The 21,121-nt window shown below is 70.8% G+C and carries 19 protein-coding genes; 10 read left to right on the forward strand and 9 right to left on the reverse strand.

Features of this window, described 5'->3' with window-relative positions:
• The first annotated feature begins 34 nt into the window (after positions 1–34).
• On the forward strand, positions 35–2,089 hold the full coding sequence (locus AB0C30_RS44605; protein ID WP_357955602.1) for a hypothetical protein: 2,055 nt from the start codon (positions 35–37) through the stop codon (positions 2,087–2,089).
• Here the strand turns inward: AB0C30_RS44605 and AB0C30_RS44610 are convergent.
• Complete coding sequence (locus tag AB0C30_RS44610) at positions 2,045–2,575, reverse strand: HIT domain-containing protein (protein WP_308016238.1); 531 nt, start codon at positions 2,573–2,575, stop codon at positions 2,045–2,047. The two genes, AB0C30_RS44605 and AB0C30_RS44610, sit on opposite strands and share 45 nt — an antisense overlap.
• A gap of 161 nt (positions 2,576–2,736) precedes the next feature.
• Positions 2,737–3,093: a hypothetical protein gene (locus AB0C30_RS44615; protein ID WP_357955604.1), complete on the reverse strand. Its 357-nt coding sequence runs from the start codon at positions 3,091–3,093 to the stop codon at positions 2,737–2,739.
• 484 nt (positions 3,094–3,577) lie between these two features.
• Between AB0C30_RS44615 and AB0C30_RS44620 the strand changes: the two genes are divergently transcribed.
• A complete protein-coding gene (locus tag AB0C30_RS44620; RefSeq protein ID WP_357955607.1) occupies positions 3,578–3,967 on the forward strand; it encodes an Asp23/Gls24 family envelope stress response protein in 390 nt (129 codons plus the stop codon).
• A 187-nt stretch (positions 3,968–4,154) separates the two neighbouring features.
• On the opposite strand, the gene AB0C30_RS44625 is transcribed toward AB0C30_RS44620, so the two are convergent.
• The 4 genes from AB0C30_RS44625 to AB0C30_RS44640 all read right to left on the reverse strand — a co-directional run bounded on the left by AB0C30_RS44625 (position 4,155) and on the right by AB0C30_RS44640 (position 8,913).
• The gene (locus AB0C30_RS44625; RefSeq protein ID WP_357955609.1) at positions 4,155–5,063 is read right to left on the reverse strand and encodes an LLM class flavin-dependent oxidoreductase; all 909 of its coding nucleotides are present in this window, start codon (positions 5,061–5,063) and stop codon (positions 4,155–4,157) included.
• A 276-nt stretch (positions 5,064–5,339) separates the two neighbouring features.
• Positions 5,340–7,322: a threonine--tRNA ligase gene (gene thrS, locus AB0C30_RS44630; RefSeq protein WP_357955862.1), complete on the reverse strand. Its 1,983-nt coding sequence runs from the start codon at positions 7,320–7,322 to the stop codon at positions 5,340–5,342.
• A 21-nt stretch (positions 7,323–7,343) separates the two neighbouring features.
• Positions 7,344–7,949 (reverse strand): glycoside hydrolase family 25 protein, encoded by a 606-nt coding sequence (locus tag AB0C30_RS44635; RefSeq protein ID WP_357955611.1) that lies wholly within the window; start codon positions 7,947–7,949, stop codon positions 7,344–7,346.
• 70 nt (positions 7,950–8,019) lie between these two features.
• Entirely contained in the window at positions 8,020–8,913 is an 894-nt protein-coding gene (locus tag AB0C30_RS44640) for an LLM class F420-dependent oxidoreductase (protein WP_357955613.1), read from the reverse strand.
• A gap of 76 nt (positions 8,914–8,989) precedes the next feature.
• Between AB0C30_RS44640 and pgm the strand changes: the two genes are divergently transcribed.
• Positions 8,990–10,627 carry a phosphoglucomutase (alpha-D-glucose-1,6-bisphosphate-dependent) gene (gene pgm, locus AB0C30_RS44645; RefSeq protein ID WP_357955615.1) on the forward strand — a complete coding sequence of 546 codons (1,638 nt, stop codon included), beginning with the start codon at positions 8,990–8,992 and terminating at the stop codon, positions 10,625–10,627.
• Between the two features lie 113 nt (positions 10,628–10,740).
• Here pgm and AB0C30_RS44650 read toward each other — a convergent pair whose 3' ends face one another.
• Together AB0C30_RS44650 and AB0C30_RS44655 are read right to left on the reverse strand one after the other, a co-directional pair.
• Positions 10,741–11,424, reverse strand: a complete 684-nt coding sequence (locus AB0C30_RS44650) for a DUF2786 domain-containing protein (RefSeq protein WP_357955617.1) — start codon at positions 11,422–11,424, stop codon at positions 10,741–10,743.
• Between the two features lie 15 nt (positions 11,425–11,439).
• The gene (locus tag AB0C30_RS44655; RefSeq protein ID WP_357955619.1) at positions 11,440–12,684 is read right to left on the reverse strand and encodes a hypothetical protein; all 1,245 of its coding nucleotides are present in this window, start codon (positions 12,682–12,684) and stop codon (positions 11,440–11,442) included.
• A gap of 188 nt (positions 12,685–12,872) precedes the next feature.
• On the opposite strand from AB0C30_RS44655, the gene AB0C30_RS44660 reads away from it, so the two are divergent.
• From AB0C30_RS44660 to AB0C30_RS44675, 4 genes are all read left to right on the forward strand, one after another.
• The gene (locus tag AB0C30_RS44660) at positions 12,873–13,148 is read left to right on the forward strand and encodes a hypothetical protein (protein WP_357955621.1); all 276 of its coding nucleotides are present in this window, start codon (positions 12,873–12,875) and stop codon (positions 13,146–13,148) included.
• Positions 13,149–13,237: 89 nt separating this feature from the next.
• Positions 13,238–14,407, forward strand: coding sequence for a cytochrome P450 (locus tag AB0C30_RS44665; protein WP_357955624.1), 1,170 nt, complete (start codon positions 13,238–13,240; stop codon positions 14,405–14,407).
• Between the two features lie 18 nt (positions 14,408–14,425).
• On the forward strand, positions 14,426–15,178 hold the full coding sequence (locus tag AB0C30_RS44670) for an HAD family hydrolase (protein ID WP_357955626.1): 753 nt from the start codon (positions 14,426–14,428) through the stop codon (positions 15,176–15,178).
• Positions 15,175–15,438, forward strand: a complete 264-nt coding sequence (locus tag AB0C30_RS44675; protein WP_357955629.1) for a DUF4031 domain-containing protein — start codon at positions 15,175–15,177, stop codon at positions 15,436–15,438. The genes AB0C30_RS44670 and AB0C30_RS44675 overlap by 4 nt, the downstream gene beginning before the upstream one ends.
• Here AB0C30_RS44675 and AB0C30_RS44680 read toward each other — a convergent pair.
• Entirely contained in the window at positions 15,388–16,023 is a 636-nt protein-coding gene (locus AB0C30_RS44680) for a metal-dependent phosphohydrolase (protein ID WP_357955632.1), read from the reverse strand. The two genes, AB0C30_RS44675 and AB0C30_RS44680, sit on opposite strands and share 51 nt — an antisense overlap.
• Positions 16,024–16,165: 142 nt before the next feature.
• Here AB0C30_RS44680 and AB0C30_RS44685 point away from each other — a divergent pair, with 142 nt between their 5' ends.
• The 3 genes from AB0C30_RS44685 (at position 16,166) to AB0C30_RS44695 (ending at position 21,121) form a co-directional block, all read left to right on the forward strand.
• The gene (locus AB0C30_RS44685) at positions 16,166–17,392 is read left to right on the forward strand and encodes an alpha-hydroxy acid oxidase (protein WP_357955634.1); all 1,227 of its coding nucleotides are present in this window, start codon (positions 16,166–16,168) and stop codon (positions 17,390–17,392) included.
• Between the two features lie 105 nt (positions 17,393–17,497).
• Positions 17,498–19,393, forward strand: coding sequence for a beta-L-arabinofuranosidase domain-containing protein (locus AB0C30_RS44690; RefSeq protein WP_357955636.1), 1,896 nt, complete (start codon positions 17,498–17,500; stop codon positions 19,391–19,393).
• A 36-nt stretch (positions 19,394–19,429) separates the two neighbouring features.
• Positions 19,430–21,121, forward strand: a complete 1,692-nt coding sequence (locus AB0C30_RS44695; protein WP_357955638.1) for an ABC transporter substrate-binding protein — start codon at positions 19,430–19,432, stop codon at positions 21,119–21,121.

A 21,121-nucleotide genomic window follows, 5' to 3' on the forward strand; every position in this document is an offset into this window, starting at 1 on the left:
GGACGGTAGCCGTAGATCGTAGGGGGACATTCCCGTGAGGCGCGTGCTGGTCGTGATGGCGGTTCTCCTGTTCGTCGGGGGGTTCGCCCAGGCGGGGCAGGCCGAGGACGGTGGTGGGCGGGTCGCGCTCATCGGTGTGCCGGGGCTCCACTGGAACGACATCACCCCGAACGACACGCCCAATCTGTGGCGGCTCGCGGGTGCCAGTGCGATCGGATCGCTGTCCGTACGGACTGTGGGCAGTCTGACCTGCCCCTACGACGGGTGGCTCACCGTGTCGGCGGGCACCAGGTCGGCCTCCGGCTACAGCTGCGGCGCGCCACCGGCGCCGGAGGCGAGCGGCCAGGGCGCCGTCATCCCCGACTACCGCTACCTCATCGACGTGGCGGGCCAGCGCAACGCGGGCACGCTCGGCGAGGCGCTGAAGGCCGCGGGCCAGTGCTCGGTCGCGGTCGGCCCCGGCGCCGCGCTGGCGCTGGCCGACCGGAGCGGCGCGGTGTCCCGCTACCTCGCCTCCCCCGATCAGGTCACGGCCGCCGACCTGACGCAGTGCCGGATGGTCGCGGCCGAGGTCGACGACCTCATCCGCCCCTACCTGGCCTCCGGCAAGCTGCCCCGCGTGCCCGACCAGCTCGGCGCCCCCGAGCGCCGGGCCGCGTTGCGGCAGGCCGACGCGAAGGCGGGCGCGCTGCTGTCGGCCCTGCCCGCCGACGCCACCGTCATCCTGGCCGGCCTGTCCGACCACGGCTCCGTACCGCACCTGCGGGTGGCGATGCTGCGCCAGCCCGGCGCGCAGGGCCGCCTGCTCGGCGCCGCCTCCACGCACCGCGACGACATCTCGATCCTGCCCGACCTGACCGCCACCGCGCTGACCACGGTCGGCGTGCCGGTGCCCGGCACGGTCGTGGGCGTGCCGCTCCAGGTGAGCGCGCAGAGCGCGACGATCGACCGGCTGCGCCGCGCCGACGCCACCGCGCAGACGATCCGCTCGGTCAAGGGCATCTACTTCACGGTCGTCGCCGTGCTGCAGGTCCTGTTCTACCTGATCGCGTTCCTGCTGCTGCGCCGCCGCAAGGGCCTGCCCTGGGTACGCCTGGCCGCGGTCGCCCTGGCCTCGCTGCCCGTCTCCAGCTACCTGGTCAACCTGCTGCCGTGGTCCACCCTGCCGGGCCTGATCGGCGGCGCGCTCGGCTGGACGGCGGCCATCACCCTCCTCGCCTGCGCGGGGCCGTGGCGGCGCAACCCGCTCGGCCCGCTCACGGTCGTGGCGGGCATCACCGCGCTCACGCTCGCCGGCGACCTGCTGACCGGCACGACCCTGCAGCTCAACAGCATCATGGGCTACAGCGCCGAGGTGGGCGCCCGCTACTACGGCCTGGGCAACATCCCGTTCGCGCTGCTGGCCACCGGCACCCTGCTGGCGACCACGACCATCGCCCACCACTTCCCCGGCAAGGTGGGCGTGGCGGCGGTGGCCGTGCTGGGGGCGTTCGCGATGGTGCTCGGCGGCTCGGGCATGGGCAGCGACTTCGGCGGCGTGATCGCGTTCGTCCCGGGCATCGCGGTGACCGCACTGCTCATAGCGGGCAAGCGGGTGTCGATCGTGAAGCTGGGCGCGTTCTGCGTGGCGGGGGCGGTGATCGTGATGACGTTCGCGGTCATCAACTACCTGCAGCCGCCCGACAAGCAGACCCACCTGGGCCGCTTCGTCGGACAGGTGCTCAGCGGCGAGGCCCTCGAGGTCATCCTGCGCAAGCTCAGCGCCATGCTCGCCACGCTGCTCAGCCCCAACCTGATGCCGATCGTGATCGCCGCCACCGCGTTCCTCGTCTACGCGATCCTGCGGCCCGAGCAGGCCTCCGCCGGAGTGGTGCCCGCCGCCTTCACCTACTCCCCCGCGCTGCGCGCCGGGCTGATCGGCACGCTCGTGAGCGGCGTCCTCGGGATGCTGGTCAACGACTCCGGCGCGGCCGTACTGTCGATGGCCCTGGCCCTGGCCATCCCGCTGCTGCTGTCGGCGGGCATCTCCGCGCTGCCGCGGCCGTCAGTCCCAAGCGTCGGCGAGCAGCTCGCGCGTGTCACGAAGTAGCTGCGGCAACACCTTGGTCTGCGCGACGACCGGCATGAAGTTGGTGTCGCCGCCCCACCTCGGCACCACATGCTGGTGCAGGTGGGCGGCGATGCCCGCCCCCGCCACCTGACCGAGGTTCATGCCGACGTTGAACCCCTGGGCCCCGCTCGCCTTGCGCAGCGCGCGCACCGCCCGCTGCGTGAACTCCGCCAGCTCCACCAGCTCGGCGCCATCAAGCAGGTCATAGTCGGGTACGTGCCGATAGGGCACGATCATGAGGTGGCCGGAGTTGTAGGGGTAGAGGTTGAGCACCGCGTACACGACCTCCCCCCTGGCCACGATCAGCCCCTCCTCGTCGCTCATCTTGGGGATGGCGTCGAACGGACACCCGTCGTCGGCGCCCGTCCCGGTCGGCTTGCCCTCGCCCTTGATGTAGGCCATCCGATGCGGGGTCCACAGCCGCTGGAAGTTGTCTGGTGCCCCGGCCCCTGCCTGATCGTGCATATCTAGCAGCATAGGGCCCCAGGTCTTGGGACAAACGGCACAGGCTTCCGGGACAATCCTCAAGACCGCCCAGAGGAGGCCGCGATGACCGACGCATTAGGCGACGACACCACCAACCCGGGCACCACGGGGACGAACAGCACGGGATACGAACCCCCTGCCTACCTCGCCATGGGATATGGCGATACCGGCACCGGCACCGGCACCGGCGCCACAGAACGAGGCCCCGAACCATACGGTGGCGGCCCGCTCCGCTCCATCGGCCCCAACTCCAGCGTCGACGCGGACTCCGGTTCCGGCTGGAGTACCGGCGTGGGCTCCGGCTCGGATTCCGGCTTGGGGTCCACCTCCGGCTCAGGTTCCGGCTTGGGGCCCAGCTCCGGCTTGGATTCCAGCTCCGGCTCCGGCTCCGGCTCCGGCTTGGGCTCCGGCTCTGGCTTGGGCCCCAGCCCCAGCCCCAGCCCCAGCCCCAGCCCCAGCCCCAGCTTGGACTCCGGCGACGTTGGAGTCCGCTCCATCGGCTCCATCTCTGGTGACGCCGGAGTCCGTGGCACCGGTGCCGACTCCAGCGTCGTCAGCGCCCGGAGCATCGGCAGTGACAGTGGCAGTGGCAGTGGCGGATCTCGCAGAAGCGGCGCCGACTCCAGCCGCGTCGGACTCCGCGGCATCGCCCCCGCCAACCCAGAGCCCAGCCCGGACAGCCCTGGTTTCCCTGACCCTGGTTTCCCTGACCTTGGCGTCTCCGAACTTGGCCCCTCCGGACCAGGCACCGCCGAACTTCGCCACACCAGCCCTGGACCTGCCAGCCCTGGACCCGCAGGGCTCGGACCCAGCAGCCCTGGACACACAGGGCTCGGACCCGCCAGCCCTGGACCCACGGGGCTTGGATCTACCGGGCTCGGATCCGCCGCAACTCCCGCTGCCGGATCCGGCACCGCGCCGTACGGAGAGGCGGCCGCGACGGCGTTCTCTGGGGACCGGCCGACGGCCACCGCGGCCGTGGTGAAGGGGCAGATCAAGGTCGCCGACGAGGTGGTAGAGAAGGTGGCCTATCTCGCGACAATGGAGGTGTCAGGCGTCGCGGACATGGGCGGCGACCTGGCCCGGGCCTTCGAGTCGGTCCGCGACCGCATCGGCATCGGCTCCCAGCGCGGCAACCAGGGCGTGAGCGCACAGATCCAGGACCGCCAGGTGGCGGTGAGCCTGACGATCGTGGTCGAGTACGGCCATGTGGTGATGGAGGTCGCCGCCGCCGTCAAGACCAATGTGGCCCGCAGCGTCAGCCGCATGCTCGGCCTGCGCGTCACCGAGGTGAACGTCACGGTCGACGACGTCCGCCTCCCCGGCGAGCCCAGACCCACCGAAGAGCCCTCGGGATCAGACCCCTTCTGACCAAGATCCCAACCAGCCCACCGCCCCTGGACACGACTCCAGTGCACCCCCAAGCAGGGCACCCGAACACCGGACCGGTGGAGAGCACCTGAGCACCGGCCCGGTGCAGAACAACGGTCCGGAGCGACGCAGCGGGCCGGAGCGACGCAGGGTAATGGTCCGGTGGCACGTACCGCCCGGAGGCGGGTCAGGCCACCGCGTCGGCCAGGCGGTCGATCTGGTCCGGGTCGGAGGCCCAGCAGTAGAGCATCACCTCGTCGGCGCCGATGCCGGTGAACGCCGTGACCACGTCCCGGATCGCGGCGGACGTGGTGAGCAGCCCGGCCAGCATGTGCTCGGGCCGCCCGGTGAAGGCGTAGTAATCGCCCATCTCCTTTCTGGCCTCCGCCAGCACCGTCTCCGGACCGAGGGCGACGTTGACCTGGGCCACCAGGCGGGGACGGCCCTCGCGACCGGCAAGCTCCCATCGCCGCTCCACGTCGCGGAAGGCCATGTCCATCCACTGGGGCCCGAGCCCGGCACCCAGGAAGCCATCACCCCATCGGGCGACCCGCTCGAACACCGCCGGGACGAAGCCACCGAACAACACCTCGGGGCCACCCGGCCGAACAGGCGCGGGCCCGATCGGACCCACGCCATCGCCCTCAGGCCGAACAGGCACAGGACTCACCAAACTCACGCCATCGCCACTACCGACCCCATACGGCTTGCCGGACCAGGCGCGTCGCAGGGAGGTGAGCTGTTGGTCGAGGCGACGTCCCCGGCGGTGGACGTCGACACCGGCTGCCAGGTAGTCGTCCTCGCGTCCTGCCGTACCGATGCCGAGTGTGAACCGGCCGCCCGAGAGGCGGTCCAACGTGGCGGCCTGCTTGGCCAGGATCGCGGTGTTGTGCAGGGGCGCGATCAGCACCTCGGTCTGGAGGCGAACACGCGAGGTGGCACCGGCCAGGACGGCGAGGGTGACCAGGGGCTCGGGGTTGTCGTAGACGAGCCGGTCGAGCAGTCCGAGTGCGCTGAAAGGGCCGGCGTCGGCGCGGCGGGCCCAGGTCAGCAGCTGGGCGGGGTCATTGATGGGGAGGCCGAGACCTACGTTCATCGGGGGAACACTCCTTCGAAAGGGCATGCGAACAGATCGCACCGCCCCTCCGGGGTCCTCACACGCGATGTGCGGGCCTTGCTTCCACTCTGCGGCGTATCTCTGGGAAGCGTGATCTTCAGAGTATGGGCAGACTACCGCATTCTCACCGCCCCACAAGTTCTGACAGACCTCATCGACTCCCCCAGAGCACTCCAGACCCCACAGCGCCAGGCCGCAGTACGCAAGAAGGGGTACGGCGAACTCCCGCCGTACCCCTTCTTAGACGCTGGAAAGTCAGACCTGGATGCGACGCTCCACAGCGTCGACGATCTCGGCGATCGCCTCCTCCACGGGCACGCCGTTCTTCTGCTCGCCACTGCGGTAGCGGAACGAGACCGCCCCGTTGGCGATGTCGTCATCACCGGCCAGCAGCATGAACGGGACCTTCGACTTCTGGGCGTTGCGGATCTTCTTCTGCATCCGGTCGTCGGCCGTGTCGACCTCGATCCTGATGCCGCGCTCGCGCAGCTTCTTGGCCACGTCCTGCAGGTAGGGGATGTGCGCGTCGGCGATCGGGATGCCGGCGACCTGCACGGGGGCCAGCCACGGAGGGAAGGCGCCCGCGTAGTGCTCGACCATCACGCCGAAGAAGCGCTCGATCGACCCGAAGAGCGCCCGGTGGATCATGACGGGCTGCTTGCGGGTGCCGTCGGCCGCCTGGTATTCGAGCTCGAACAGCTCGGGCAGGTTGAAGTCGAGCTGGATCGTCGACATCTGCCAGGTGCGGCCGATGGCGTCACGTACCTGCACGGAGATCTTCGGTCCGTAGAAGGCCGCGCCGCCCGGGTCGAGCACCAGGTCCAGGTGCTCGGACTCGGCGACCTCGCGCAGCGTCTCGGTCGCCTCCTCCCACGCGTCGTCGGAGCCGACGAACTTCTCCGGGTCCTTGGTGGACAGCTCCAGGTAGAAGTCGTCGAGGCCGTAGTCGCGCAGCAGATCGAGGACGAAGCGCAGCAGCGAGGCCAGCTCGTCGCGCATCTCCTCGCGGGTGCAGTAGATGTGGGCGTCGTCCTGCGTCAGGCCGCGCACCCGGGTCAGGCCGTGGACGACGCCTGACTTCTCGTAGCGGTAGACGGTGCCGAACTCGAACAGCCGCAGCGGCAGCTCGCGGTAGGACCGCCCCCGCGCACGGAAGATCAGGTTGTGCATCGGGCAGTTCATCGGCTTGAGGTAATAGCGCGCGCCCTCGAGCTCCATGGGCGGGAACATCCCGTCGCGATACCAGTCGAGGTGACCCGAGACCTGGTACAGCTTCTCCTTGGTGATGTGCGGCGTGTTGACGAACTCGTAGCCCGCCTCCTCGTGCTTGCGCCGCGAATAGTCCTCCATCACCCGGCGGATCACGCCGCCCTTGGGGTGGAAGACCGCCAGCCCGGAGCCCAGCTCGTCGGGGAAGGAGAACAGGTCGAGCTCGGCGCCCAGCTTGCGGTGGTCGCGCTTCTCGGCCTCCTCCAGCATCTTGAGGTAGTCGTCCTGCTTGTCGCGCGACTCCCACGCGGTGCCGTAGATGCGCTGGAGCTGCGGGTTCTTCTCGCTGCCCCGCCAGTAGGCGCCGCCGGAGCGCATGAGCTTGAAGGCCGGGATGGACCTGGTGGAGGGCACGTGCGGGCCGCGGCAGAGGTCCTTCCAGCACAGCTCGCCGGTCTTCGGGTCGAGGTTGTCGTAGATGGTCAGCTGACCCGTGCCGACCTCGACGCTCTCCTCCTCGAGCGAGCCGCCCTTGAGCCCGATGAGCTCGAGTTTGTACGGCTCCCCGGCCAGCTCCTCGCGGGCCTCGTCGTCGGAGACGGCCCGGCGGGAGAACAGCTGCCCCTGCTTGACGATCTCGCGCATGCGCTTCTCGACGCGCTTGAGATCATCGGGGTGGAACGCCTGCTCGACGTCGAAGTCGTAGTAGAAGCCGTTTTCGACGGGCGGCCCGATGCCCAGCTTGGCCCCGGGGAACAGCTCCTGCACCGCCTGCGCCATGACGTGGGCGGTGGAGTGGCGGACGATGGCCCGGCCCTCGTCGCTGGAGACCTCGATGGGCTCGACGACGTCGCCATCCGCGACCTGGTGGGCCAGGTCGCGGGCCTCGCCGTTGACCCTGGCCGCGATGACGGTGCGGCCGTCGGCCTCCAGCGCGTCACCGGCCGTCGTGCCGGCCGCGACCACACGCTCGGCTCCGGCGAGGGTGATGCGTAGCTCGGCTGACACGGTGACTCCCTTGGATAGCAGTGTTGGTGGTAAGCACCGATGCTATCGCGGGTGAAACCCCAGCCTTGTCAGGTCTTCCCGGCTCCCGCGGAAGACGTTGCGATCCAGCGGGCTGTTGGCGTATTGGTGAATCGTCCACTCGCCCCAGGGACCGGGCACCAGCGGCTCGCCGCAGGGTTTCTCCGGGTTGGCGATCCACAACGGATAGTCACCGAGCCCCGCGCAGTGACCTCCGCGGGCGAACCACGGGAAGGTGTAGACGAACGGGCGCACGCCGCCGTGCCGCTCGACGTAGCGGCACCAGCGGCGGGCATATTGGGCGACCTGCTCGGGCCGGATCCCGTCGTTGCTCTCCAGGTCGAGCGCGACCAGGTCGCCGCGGCGAAAGCCGCCCGCCGCCCCCACCGCGTTCAGGAAGTGGCGGGCCTGCTCATTGGGGTCGCCCTTCGGGCGGGCGTAGTGGTAGGCGCCGCAGACGATCCAGCTCTCCCGCATGCCCTGCCAGTTGCGGGCGAAGTACGCGTCGGTGTAGTCGCCGCCCTCGGTGGCCTTGGCGAAGGCGAACGCTACCCCGGCTCCCGCGTGGCCGGTCCAGTCGACGGAACCTTGCCAGTTGGACACGTCTATGCCATGCAGCAAGCGCTTCACCTTGCGGGAGTTTATTCGGATGCCTCCCGGTCACCCCACCGACGCGCCGGTCAGGGCTGATCAGAGCCGGTCAGAGAAGTGTCTTGAGGAATGCCCTGGTGCGTTCCCGATGGGCGAACTCGGAGGCCACGAACTCCGTCACCCCGGCCTTGGCCAGCCCGTCGAGCTGGGCGCGCACGGTGTCCTCGTCGCCGACGATCGCCACGTCACCGGGGTCGGCCGCGCCCTCCCGGTCGAGCATGGCCCGGTAGGAGGGCAGCTGGCCGTAGATGGCGAAGATCTCGTTGGCGCGGGCTCTGGTGGCCTCGACGTCGTCGGTGACGCTGATCGGCAGCGAGCAGACCACGCGCGGCGCGGGCCGCCCGGCTTCGCTCGCGGCGGCGGTGATGGTGGGCGCGACGTGCTCGGCGACCGTCTTGGGGCCGGTCATCCAGAGCACGGTGCCGTCGGCGACGGTGCCGGCCAGCTTGAGCATGCGCGGGCCCAGGGCCGCGATCAGCACCCGCAGCCCCGCTCCCGGCGTGGTGAGCCGGGCGTGGGCTTTGAGGGTCTCGCCGTCGTAGTCGACCTGCTCGCCGCGCGTGGCCGGCATCAGGATCTCCAGGTATTCCTTCATGTGCCTGCCCGGCCGCTCGAAGCTGTAGCCGAACATGTTCTCGATGACCATCTGGTGCGACAGGCCGATGCCGAGCGACAGCCGCCCGCGTACCGCCGCGTTGACCGTCATGGCCTGCTGGGCGAGCGCGAGGGGGTGACGCGGGAAGGTCGGCACCACGGCGGTGCCGAGCTCGATGCCGGGCACCTGGCTGCCCGCCACGGCCAGCGTGGTGAGGGCGTCGAGGCCGAAGATGTGCGAGAGCCAGGCGGAGGCGAAGCCCTCGTCGGCGGCCTTGGCGAGCTTGTCGCGGAGCCCGCCCAGCGGGTCCGGATCCTGAGATTCGTTCAGGAGCAGTCCGATACGCATGGCAACAGAACTCCATTCTAGTGACTGACGCGAGTCTAGCCGAGCCTCGCCGAGCGGCCACTCGTAAAGTGGCCTCATGACCCACGAACGCGCCGGACAGCCCGCCCAGCCCGCCGACCTGGTCGACGTGGCCAAGCTGGTCACCGCCTATTACGCCCTCCACCCCAATCCCGACGAGGTGGCGCAGCGGGTGGCGTTCGGCACCTCCGGGCATCGTGGCTCGTCGCTGAACACGGCGTTCAACGAGGATCACATCCTCGCCACCAGCCAGGCGATCTGCGAGTACCGCCACGCCCAGGGCACGGACGGGCCGCTGTTCCTCGGCGTCGACAGCCACGCGCTCTCGGAGCCCGCGCGGGTGTCGGCGCTGGAGGTGTTCGCGGCCAACGGGGTACGGGTCCTCATCGACAGCCGCGACGGCTACACGCCGACGCCCGCCGTCTCGCACGCGATCCTCACCTACAACCGCGGCCGCTCCACCGGACTGGCGGACGGGGTGGTGATCACGCCGTCGCACAACCCGCCGCCCGACGGCGGCTTCAAGTACAACCCACCGCACGGCGGCCCGGCCGACACCGACGCCACGACCTGGATCCAGGACCGGGCCAACCGCCTGCTGGCCGGGGGCATGAAGAACATCCTCCGCGTTCCGTACACGAAGGCCCTGCGGGCGGACACGACCGGGCGCTACGACTTCGTCGGCGCTTACGTCGGCGACCTGCCCTCGGTCCTCGACCTCGACGCGATCAGGTCGGCGGGGGTACGCATCGGCGCGGACCCCCTCGGCGGGGCCAGCGTCGCCTACTGGGGGGAGATCGCCGAGCGGCATCGGCTGGACCTGACCGTGGTCAACCCGCTGGTGGATCCGACCTGGCGGTTCATGACGCTCGACTGGGACGGCAAGATCCGGATGGACTGCTCGTCGCCGTACGCCATGGCCTCGCTCATCGCCAGCAGCGGCGAGTACCAGATCTCCACCGGCAACGACGCCGACGCCGACCGGCACGGCATCGTCACGCCCGACGGCGGGCTGATGAACCCCAACCACTACCTGGCCGTGGCCATCTCCTACCTCTACGCGCACCGCGACGGCTGGCCCGCGGGCGCCGGGGTGGGCAAGACGATGGTCAGCAGCAGCGTCATCGACCGCGTGGCGGAGTCGCTCGGGCGGCGGCTCTACGAGGTGCCTGTGGGCTTCAAGTGGTTCGTGCCGGGGCTGCTGGACGGCTCGCTCGGGTTCGGCGGCGAGGAGAGCGCCGGGGCCTCGTTCCTGCGCCGCGACGGGTCGGTGTGGACGACGGACAAGGACGGCGTGATCATGGCGCTGCTGGCGTCGGAGATCCTCGCGGTCACGGGGCGCTCGCCGAGCGAGCACTACAAGGAGCTCACCTCCCGGTACGGCGAGCCGGCGTACGCCCGGGTGGACGCGCCCGCGACGCGGGAGGAGAAGGCGGTGCTCGGCAAGCTGTCGGCCGACCAGGTCACGGCGACGTCGCTGGCCGGCGAGCCCATCACCTCGGTGCTGACGGCGGCGCCCGGCAACGGGGCGGCGCTGGGCGGGGTGAAGGTGTCGACCGAGAGCGCCTGGTTCGCGGCCCGGCCGTCGGGGACCGAGGACGTGTACAAGATCTACGCCGAGTCCTTCCAGGGACCCGAGCACCTGGCCGAGGTCCAGAAGGAGGCCCGCTCCCTGGTCTCGGCCACCCTGGGCTGAGGCCCCGACCGCCGCACGCCCGGCCTCCAACAGAGACCGGGCGTGCGGAGGGCAGGCAGGACGGGTGGCCAGGGCTGAGGCCGGGCCGGGGCTGGGGTCAGGCGGGGCTGGGGTCAGGTCAGTTCGCGGCCGGGCCGGCTGTCCACGCGGGTGCGGCCCAGGTCGGCGCGGCGGCCCGCCTCGACGCCGGCGCGGTAGCCGGTGCCGCTGGTGCGCGGCACGCTGAGCCGGATGCGCGGGTAGTGCGCGGCCACCACCCGCTCCACCTCCGCCCGCCGGTCGGCCAGCACGAGCGCGGTGCTCGCGGCGGGGGCCCGCTCCTCGGCCCGCGTCTCGGCCTCGCGCAGCAGCCGGTACACCTCGTCGGTGAACCCGAGCAGCCACGATCGCCGGTAGGCGCGGATCGCGGTGTCGGGCGGCCGTACCCGGGCCAGTCCCGTGGCCATCTGCAGCAGCAGCGAGGTGGCCAGTACGTCGGCGCGTTCGAGGTCGGCGGCGAAGCCGAAGACGTGCACCCGCTGCCCGCCGTCGCCGCGCCCGATGAGCAGCGGCCGGCAGCGCAGGGCCTGCGCGACCAGGCTGACGAGGCGCGCCTTCTCCCGGGCCCACGGGTTGGGCAGGGTGACGATCCGGTCGCCCGGCGCCTGGCGGGTGTCGGCGGGGTCGAGGGAATCGATGCCGTACTTGGCCATGAGCGACGCCGCCGCCGCCATGAACGTGGCCCGCTCATGCTCGTTGTCGGTACGTTCGGCCTTGGCCAGGAGCTTTCTGACCCGTTCGAGCGTGCGCTCCCTCAACCGGCCCCCCCGGGCTCAGGACTTGGTGGTCAGCATCCGCCCGTCGTCGGCGATGGCCGGGAAGGCGCCGGTGTCCACGATGCCGTGCTGCTGGTACAGAGCCTCGATGAGCGCGTGCGCCTCGGGCTCCAGCTTCCACAGGGCACGATACTGGCGGGCGGCGGGCAGTGAGAGGCCGATCTCCTGCGCGATGTCGATCGTGCGCGGCACGATGCCCTTGGCGATCTGCCTGTCCCAGTAGTCGCGGGCGGAGCGCATCAGCGCGGCCCGCTGGGCGGTGTCGACGACCTGCGGCGTGGTGTCGAACACCTGGACGTCCTCGTCGTCGTCCTGGACGAGCTCGACCAGCGCGGGCGGCAGGGCGGGGCGGGCCGGCACGGGGTGGTGGTCGGCCTCCGGCTCCCAGGGCACGCGCGGGTCGGCGTCGATGAGGGCGGAGGTGTTGTACAGGGCGGCGATCTGGGCGAGCAGCGCCTCCTGGCGGCCCTGGTCGACGGCCAGCCCGGTGTGCTCGACGGCCTGGTCCATGGCCTTGTCGAGCTTGGCCAGCGCGCCGCGCATCTTGCGCTCGGACGCGCCGCCCTCGCGCAGCGACTTGGCCCGCTTGGCGGCCAGCGCGACGCGGGTGAGCCTGCGGTGCGCGTCGACCTCGCTCGCGGTGCGGTCGCTCACTTCGGCCAGGCCCACCCTGACCAGCAGCCGTTCGGGGGTGAGGCGCCAGTTGATACGGCCGGTGCCCCTGATGCGGTGCCGTTCGATGGCCATGCCGCGCTCCCACAGCCAGGCGGCGACCAGCGGCGCGGCGAGGCGGAAGACGGCCTCGGGCAGGCTGCGCGCGTCCATGCTGGACAGTACGGCGGTCAGGCAGGTCAGCGCCCACACGGCGATGCCGTCGATCCCGGCGGAGAAGTTCTCGCGCATGTTGCGGCGCGCCCGTACGGCCGAGGTGATGATCGCGACCTCGATGAACGCGAACAGCAGCAGCCGCAGCGGCCCGTCGAGGCCGAGCACGTCACCGGAGAAGCGCCACATGCCCTGGGCGGAGACACCGGTGGCGATGGAGGCGGCCACGACGGTCAGGACGTCCTCGATGGGACGTGGGGCGATATAGCGCGAGACGACCCAGGCGAGGGCCCGCCAGGCGACCCTGAGTATCAGGTAGGCGAGCACCAGCCCGGCCAGGCCCAGCAGCGCTATGACCGCGGTGGCGAACGGCTTGTCGGCGACGAAGGCAGCTATTTCCTCGAATGTGGTGGGCATCAGTCACTATCCGTGAGGCTCAAACTCCGCTTATAGCGAGATCATCGCAGAATGTGGCGTACCTGTACGCCAAACGGCCTCTGCCGCCCCGCTTTGCCCACGTTTACCACAATCCTCCCCCGGCACAGGAGACCTCGCGTTCATGAAGGTCGTGACGCAGAATGGAGCCGGTCGGCCTAGGAGGCTTCGTGAGCAAGCGATCGCGCAGACGCCGTGCTCTCCCCAGTGGGGCTCCGAGCTGGCTACCCGGGTTCGGTCCGGGTGAGCCGCACGGCCCCGACGACGAGGATTTTCCGTTCGACGAACCTGGCGGAGGAGAAGGCGGGGTGCGCGAGCCACGCCGGCCCAAACCGGCGCCGCCGTCGCTGATGGCGGAGGCCCTGTTGCCCGAGCCTCCGGTGCGGGCGCGCGACCGGTCGATCCCATCCCCCGACGAGGTCACGAGCATGCCGGCGCTCGGCTGAGCCTGGCCAGATCGCGTCCTGCGGATGGGACCATCTATGTAGGGATTTATCCCAACAAAGTGTGATGTATCCCAGCAGGACGGATTTCGATGTCAGACTCAGAGTTCCCGCTCGTCCAGTTCATGCGCGAGGGCTTCGACCCGGTGGCCGAGCTCGGCCGCATCCGCACCGAGCAGCCGGTGTTCCCGATGTCGATCCCGGGAGACCAGACGGTCTATCTGGTCACCCGCTACGACGACGTGCGCAGCGTGCTCGCCGACCATGAACGGTTCAGCAACGACTTCGGCAACGTGATCGGTCTGGGCACCAACCAGGAGGATCCGGGCGGCCTCGGCTTCCGCGACCCGCCTGAGCACACCAGACTGCGCAAGTACCTGACGCCGGAGTTCACCATGCACCGCCTGCGCAGGCTGGTGCCGCGCATCGAGGCCCTGGTCGAGGAGTGCCTGGACCGGATGGCGGCCAACGGGTCGCCCGCCGATCTGGTGGAGGCGTTCGCGCTGCCGATCCCCTCTCTGGTCGTGTGCGAACTGCTGGGTGTGCCGTACGAGGAACGGTCCGAATTCCTGAAGATCAGCACGAACCGCTTCGACCTCACCGCCGGGCCCGAGGCGTCCCTCCAGGCGATCAACGACGCGATGGCGTACCTGACGGACCTGGTCGCCCGCGAACGGCTGAACCCCGGCGAGGGCCTGCTCGGGGAGTTGCTGCGCGAGCACGGCGACGACCTCGACGACCGGACGCTGGCCAGCATGGCCGACGGCCTGCTGACCGGCGGCCACGACACCAGCACGAGCATGCTCGCGCTGGGCACGCTCTGGCTGCTGGAGAACCCCGAGCAGGCCGCCCGGGTACGCGAGGACGACCGCTACGCCGAGCAGATGGTCGAGGAGCTGCTGCGCTACATGACCGTGGTGCAGGTGGCCTTCCCCCGCTTCGCCCGCGAGGACCTGGAGCTGTTCGGCCACTCGATCAAGAAGGGCGAGATGGTGCTCTGCTCGCTCACGGCGGCCAACCGCGACCCCCACCTCGGCGAGGGGATCGAGGAGGTCCGGCCGGAGCGCCCGACGGCGGGCTCGCACCTGGCCTTCGGGCACGGCATCCACCGCTGCGTCGGGGCGCCCCTGGCGCAGATGGAGATGCGGATCGCCTTCCCCGCGCTGCTGCGGCGTTTTCCGGGGCTCCGGGTGGCGGGTGAGGTGCCGTTCAGAAAGCTCGCCATCGTCTATGGCGTGGAGAAGCTACCCGTAGCGTGGTAGAGCGGTTACGTTCACAGAGTGAACGAGCCCGTCATCGACCTGGCCGCGATCAGTGCCGTCGTGTTCGACACCGACGGCGTGGTCACCGACACCGCTCGGGGGCACGCGGCCGCCTGGAAGCACGTCTTCGACGCGTTCCTGCGCGGCCGCTCGGCGCCTTTCGACATCCGCGACGACTACCTGCGGCATGTCGACGGCCGTCCGCGTCTGGACGGCGTCCGCACCTTCCTCGCCTCACGCGGCATCACACTGCCGGAGGGCGCCCCCGACGACGAGGCGGGGGCGCTCACCGTGCACGGCCTGGGCCTGGCCAAGGACCGGCTGTTCATGTCGCAGGTGGACAAGTACGGGGTGGCCGCCTTCCCCTCGACCGTGGCGCTGCTGCACGAGCTGCGCCAGCGGGGCGCGCGCACGGCGGCCGTCTCCGCCAGCCTGCACGGCCGCCGGCTGGTCGGCTCGGCGGGTGTGCTGCACCTGTTCGACGTGCTGGTCGACGGCAACGACGCGGCCCTGATGAACCTGCCGGGCAAGCCGGACCCCGCGCTGTTCCTGGAGGCGGTCCGCCGTCTGGCGCTGCCCGCGCCCAAGGCGGCCCTGGTGGAGGCCACCCTGCCGGGGATCGAGGCGGGCCGCAAGGGCGGCTTCGGGCTCGTCGTCGCGGTCGACCGGCACGGCGAGACCACCGAGCTGAGCGCGCAGGGCGCCGACGTGGTGGTGAAGGACCTCGCCGAGCTGGCCGTGCGCGGCAGGGTCCTACCCTTTACTTCGTGACGGTGCTCATCGATCCCCCCGCCTGGCCGGGGCCGCGCGGCCTCATGTGGTCGCATCTGGTCAGCGACAGCTCCCTGGAGGAGCTGCACGCCTTCGCGCTCCGGCTCGGCGTGCCGGAGCGGGCCTTCGACCGGGACCACTACGACGTGCCGGAGACCGTGCACGCCCGTGCCGTGGAGCTGGGCGCGGAGGCGGTCAGCTCGCGCGAGCTACTGCGCCGCCTCATCGCCGGCGGCCTGCGCCGCCGCAAGCGCCACTAGCTCGGCGCTCATGTTGGCCCGTGCGCGCGCCTCCCACAGCGCGTACGCCTCGGCCGTGCGATAGAGCCGGGGTACGGCCAGGAGCCTGCGCAGGACCGCGGCCCGTCCCTGGCGGAAGAGCTCGTCGGGCACGTGCGCGTACTCCTGACGGATCCGCGCCGTGTAGGGCTCGTAGTCCGGACCGCCCAGGACCGCCAGGTCGGCGTCGCACAGGACGGCGCCGTCGCGGTCGCCCTCGGCCAGCGTGTCGTGCGCGGCCGTCAGCCGCACCAGCCTGGCCACCTCGGCGACCCGGTCGGCGGGCACCCCGCAGCGGGGCAGCCGCGCCTGGGCCAGCTGAGCGCTGCGCTCCTCATCCCAGCCCGGCCGCCCGTCGTAGACGGCGTCGTGGAACCAGGCGGCCAGCCGTACCGCGACGGGGTCGGCGGCGGCGTCCGCCAGCCGGTCGATGGCGGCGAGCACGGCGGCGAGATGGGCGAGCGTGTGGTAGCGGCGGTGCGGCTCGGCCCAGCGGGCGACCAGCTCCGCGCCGGTGGCCCTGGCCGCCGCGGAGTCCGCCACCAGGGTGAGCCAGTCCTCGCGCATGGAGACCACCGTAGATCACCCCATCCGGCTACTCGCGAGCGCGGTGCCGCGCGGGAGGCCGGCGAGCGGGGGCGCGCACTCATTGGGAGCACGTGTATGCGGGCTGTATACCGAGATATACCGGCTTGATAGCGTTCTTGACATGGAGCCGACGGCGAGGGATCCCCGGCGCCTGCCCCGTTGGCAGGACCTGCGTGCCGTACTCCCGCCCCGGCCGCGGCCGTTCCCGTCGCGGAAGCGGCGGCTGGCGGCGGTGGCCGATCTGGCGGACATGCGGCGGCTGGCGTGGCGGCGCGCCCCACGGGTGGTGTTCGACTACGTCGACGGAGCGGCCGAGGCGGAGCGGTCGCTGGCCAGGTCGGTCGCGGCCTTCGCGCGGGCCGAGCTGCGGCCACGGGTGTTGCGGGACGTCTCCGAGGCGCCCACGGCGGTGGAGGTGCTCGGCAAGCGGATCTCGATGCCGGTCGTGCTCGCGCCCACCGGGTTCACCCGGATGATGCACCGCGAGGGCGAGCGGGCCGTGGCCAGGGCGGCGGCGCGGGCGGCGGTGCCGTACACGCTGTCCACGATGGGGACCACCACGCCCGAGGAGGTGGTGGCGGCGGCGCCGGACGGCTGGAACTGGTTCCAGCTCTACGTCGTGCGCGACCGGGGGCGCAGCCAGGAGACGCTCGACCGGGCCCGTGAGGCGGGCATGGACGTGCTGGTCGTCACCGTGGACGTGCCGGTGGCGGGGGCGCGGCTGCGTGACGTGCGGCACGGCATGACGATGCCGCCCGCTCTGCGCTGGCGTGGCGTCCTGCAGGCGCTGAGCCGTCCGGCCTGGTGGTTCGACTTCATCACCAGCGAGCCGCTGCGCTTCGCCACGGTCGACGGCGCGCCGGACGACCTGGCGGGGATCACGAACCTGATGTTCGATCCGACGGTGACGCTGCGGGACCTGGAGTGGATCCGGTCGGTCTGGCCGGGGCGGTTGCTGGTCAAGGGCGTGCAACGGGTGGACGACGCCAAGGATCTGGCGGCCGTGGGAGTGGACGGGCTGGTCGTCTCCAACCACGGCGGGCGCCAGCTGGACCGCGCCCCCACCCCGCTGGAGCTGCTGCCCGAGGTGGTGGCCGCGGTCGGTGACCGCACGGAGGTGTTCCTGGACGGCGGGGTACGCAGCGGCGCGGACATCGCCATCGCGGTGGCGCTGGGCGCGCGGGCCTGCTTCGTCGGCCGGGCCTACCTGTACGGGCTGATGGCGGGCGGTGAGCCCGGCGTGGACCGGGTGCTGGCCATGCTGCGCGCCGAGCTGGTCCGCACGCTGCAACTGCTGGGTGTGGGCGGCGTAGAGGGGCTCGACCCCGACTGCGTACGCCTGCGGTAAGCAACGCGGACAAACCCTTTCCCGGTTTACGGTCTGGTTACGGCCAATGAATTCCTCGCCGTAACCCTTGGCAGTCAACCCGCCAGACACCTATCGTTCAGTGCAATGCCACACATTACTGATGAAGAGCTGGTGTCCGAGCACGTCAAGCCGGTCGCCGTCCGCATCGTGGGCGGCCTGCTGCATGCCTGGCAGCTCAGGAACAGCACGGCCACGGTCCCCCACGCCATCGAGCGGCTGCGCGCCGCCGGGAACGTGGACAACCTCAGCCGCCTGCTGATGGACGACCCGCCCCCGTACCGGGGCCGCTACCCGTTCCTCGACACCGACCTGTACAAGACGCTCGAAGGGCTGGCGTACGAGCTGGCCACGGGCACCGCGGCCGAGCCCGTACGGGAGTTCTACGAGGAGGTCGTCGGCCTGCTGGAGCGGGTCCAGGCGGACGACGGCTACCTGAACTCCTTCTTCCAGGACCCGGCCGCCGCCAAGAAGCCGTGGGAGGACCTGGCCTGGGGGCACGAGCTGTACAACCTGGGCCACCTCATCCAGGCCGCCGTCGCCGCCGCCCGGCACCTGGGCGACCGGCGGTTGCTCGCGGTGGCGGTCAAGTTCGCCGACCTGGTCGTGTCCCGCTACGGCGAGGGCCGCGAGGAGGCCGTCTGCGGTCATCCGGAAGTGGAGATGGCGCTGGTCGAGCTGTTCAGGGAGACGGGTGAGCGCTCCTACCTCACCCAGGCCCGGCTGTTCGTCGACCGGCGCGGCCACGGGCACCTGAAACACAGCATCTTTACCGCCGAGTACTTCCAGGACCACCTGCCCTTCCGCGACCTGCCCTCGGTGACCGGCCACGCCGTGCGCATGACCTACCTGGCCGCCGGCGCGGCCGACGTGTACCTCGAGACGGGGGACCGCTCCCTGTTCGAGGCGCTGGAGCGGCTGTGGGACGACATGGTGGCCACCAAGCTCTACATCACCGGCGGGCTGGGCAGCCGGCACTCCGACGAGGCCATCGGCGACCGGTACGAGCTGCCGTCCGAACGCGCCTACAGCGAGACCTGCGCGGCCATCGGCACCATGCAGTGGGCGTGGCGGATGTTCCTGGCCACCGGCGGCGCCAAGTATCTCGACGTGTTCGAGCGGATCCAGTACAACGCCTACGCCGTGGGGCTGTCGGCCGAGGGCACCGCCTTCTTTTACGACAACCCGCTCCAGCGCCGCCCCGACCACGAGCAGCGCAGCGGCGCGGAGGACGGCGGCGACCCGCTGCGCCGGCCGTGGTTCGGCTGCCCCTGCTGCCCGCCGAACATCGTGCGCTGGATGACCCAGCTCGGCGACCACATGGCCGCCGAACGCGAGGGCGCGCTGCTGATCGCCAGCTACGCCGGGGCCAGGATCGACACCGAGGCGCTCGGGCTGACGATGGAGAGCGACTATCCGTGGGACGGCGACGTGCGCCTGGTCCTGGACCGGGCGCCTGACGGGCCGTACACGATCATGCTGCGCGTGCCGGGCTGGGCGAAGAACGTGACGGTCACCGTCAACGGCGCGGCGGCCGACGCCACCGCGCGGGACGGGTGGCTGAGCGTCGAGCGGGTCTGGCACGCGGGCGACGAGGTGCGCCTGAGCCTGCCGATGCCGGTCAGGGCGCACGGCTCGCACCCCCACCTCGACGCCACCCGGGGCGCGGCCAGCCTGGCGCGCGGCCCGCTGGTGTACTGCGTCGAACAGCAGGACTGCCCTGTGGACGTGGACGACCTGGTCCTACCACGGCTTGTTAACGCCAACATCGCCAAATCCACCGCCGGCATCGCCTTGTCGGAAGGCGCGGTCGTCCTCCAGGTGGAGGCGGCCACGGCACCGCCGCCATCCGCGGAGCTCTACCCCGAGCTGCCGCAGGAGCCGGCGTTCCCGGAGACGACGGTCACCACGACCTTCGTCCCGTACTTCATGTGGGGCAACCGTAGCCCCATGGCCATGCGGGTGTGGGTCCGCAATGCGTGACGCCCACCCAATGGATTGATTCAGAAAGAAGGCGACATGAGGAGATCGGCTGCGCTTTCGGGCGTCGCGGTGAGCGCCATGCTGGCGCTCGCGGCCTGCGGGGGCGGCGGCGCCGCCCCCTCCAACTCCACCGGATCCGGCTCGTCCGGCTCGTCCGCGAAGCCCGCCACCGGTGGCACTGTGCACTTCCTGACGAAGGCGGACTTCTCCCACCTGGATCCGGTACGCGGCTGGGACGGCGGCGTCAACAACTTCTACCGGCTCATCTACCGGAACCTGACCACCTTCGGCGCGGCCCCGGGCGCGGAGAGCACGAAGATCGTGCCCGACCTCGCCACCGACACGGGCAAGCCGTCCGACGGCGCCAAGACCTGGACCTTCACCCTCAAGGACAACCTGTTCTTCGAGGACGGCACGCCGATCAACAGCGAGGCGGTGAAGTTCGGCGCCACGCGCGGCTTCGACCCCGAGGCCGGGATCGGCTCACCGTACGCCAAGCTGCTCCTCGACGCGCCCAAGGACTACAAGGGCCCGTACGTCTCCGGCGACCTCGACACGATCGAGACCCCTGACGCCAAGACCATCGTCTTCCACCTCAAGAAGCCCTTCGCCGACTTCCCCAGCGCCCTGGCCATGGCCAACTTCGTCCCCTTCCCCAAGGGCACCGGCGCCGCGGCCGCGTTCGACACCAAGCCGATCGCGTCGGGGCCGTACAAGGTGGCCGGCTACAACCGCGGCTCCTCGCTCAAGCTGGTGCGCAACCCGCAGTGGAAGGCCGAGACCGACAGCGTCAGGTCGGCCAAGCCGGACGCCTGGGAGTGGACGTTCGGGCTGGACCCGGCCACCATCGACGAGCGCATGCTGGCCGGTCAGGGCGCCGACGCCGACGCCGTCGCGGGCACGATCCAGGCGGCGACCGTGGCGCGGGTGCAGACTCCGCAGCTCAAGGCGCGCTCGCTGAGCGGGCTCAACGGCTGCACCACCTACATGGGCCTGAACACCACCAAGAAGCCGCTCGACGACGTGCGGGTGCGCCAGGCGATCAACTACGCCATCAACAAGGACACCGTGGTGGCCGGGATGGGCGGTTCGAGCCTGGCGGCCAAGGGCACCTCCATCCAGCCGCCGACGGTCGCCGGCCGGGTCGACTACGACCCCTATCCCACCGACGTCGAGGCGGCCCGCAAGCTGCTCGCCGAGGCGGGCCAGGCCAACGGCTTCACCCTCACCCTCGACACCCGGCCGGACCCGAAGATGGCGGCGGTCGCCGTGGCCATCCAGGAGGCGCTCAAGGCGGTGAAGATCGACGTCAAGATCAACAACATCGACACCTCCACTTACTACGAGGTGATCGGCACACCCGCGCAGCAGCACGACGCCGCCGTCACCGGCTGGTGCCCCGACTGGGCGTCCGGCGCGACGTTCCTGCCGCCGCTGTTCGACGGCCGCAACATCACCGCCAAGGGCAACGCGAACCTCGCCCAGATCAACGACAAGGCGATCAACAAGCGCATCGACGAGATCGCCGCGATGCCCGACGTCACGGCCGCGAACGCCGCCTACGGGGAACTGGACAAGGAGATCATGAAGCTGGCGCCGATCGTGCCGCTGGCCTATGAGAAGTACGTCCTCGTCTATGGCGCCAACATCGCCGGCGCGTACCAGTCCGCCTCGTTCTCCGGGGGTATCGACCTGGTATCCGTCGGGCTGGCCAAGCCGGGCAAGTAG

Source organism: Nonomuraea sp. NPDC048901 (genome assembly GCF_040649695.1).
Taxonomy (GTDB): domain Bacteria; phylum Actinomycetota; class Actinomycetes; order Streptosporangiales; family Streptosporangiaceae; genus Nonomuraea.